Source organism: Micrococcus sp. HMSC31B01 (genome assembly GCF_001816085.1).
Taxonomy (GTDB): domain Bacteria; phylum Actinomycetota; class Actinomycetes; order Actinomycetales; family Micrococcaceae; genus Micrococcus; species Micrococcus luteus.
This window is the reverse complement of record NZ_KV825143.1, coordinates 1-527: the sequence shown is the minus strand read 5'-3', so window position 1 is coordinate 527 and position 527 is coordinate 1. Positions and strand designations below refer to the sequence as shown.

The 527-nt window shown below is 73.2% G+C and carries 2 protein-coding genes; both read right to left on the bottom strand.

Annotation, left to right across the window (positions count from 1 at the left end):
* The coding region (locus HMPREF3105_RS13530) for a vitamin K epoxide reductase family protein (protein WP_305791338.1) at positions 1 to 279 on the bottom strand (279 nt) is incomplete at its 3' end.
* A gap of 61 nt (positions 280 to 340) precedes the next feature.
* Positions 341 to 527 (bottom strand): DsbA family protein (locus HMPREF3105_RS06845; RefSeq protein WP_168168001.1); only part of this gene is annotated, 187 nt, incomplete at its 5' end.

Here is a 527-nt window from a genome sequence, read left to right as displayed (position 1 = left end):
GGGGAAGCCGAACAGCTCGGACTGCCAGGTGCCCATGACCCGTCCGCAGGACACCCAGGGGTTGATGTCACAGCTGGTGGTGTGGCCGGGGTTCTCGTAGAGGGCGAGGCGTTCGAGGACCAGGGTCGCCGAGGCGATCCAGCCGACGGCGCCGGTGACGAGCAGCACCAGGCCGAAGGCCCGGCGCCCGGTGAACCACGCCGGGGCCGGCGCCGGGCCGGCTGCCGATACTGGGGAGGCGGCGCTCGGGGCGGTGGGCTCGGTGAGCCGGTCGGTCATGGGAAGTCCTTTGCTCTCGGTCCTCTGCTCTGGCCCGGGTGGCCGCGGATGGTCCGGGCGGTCAGTCCTGGGTGGCGGCCTCGACGGCGGCGGTGAACTCTTCCAGGCTGTTCACGGTGAGCGGCTCACCGTCGAGGTAGAAGGTCGGGGTCCCGGCCACGCCCAGGGCGGTGCCGTCGGCCACGTCCAGCTCGACCCGGTCCCGGGTGGCCGGGTCGGCCACCGCGGCATCGTAGGCGGCCATGTCC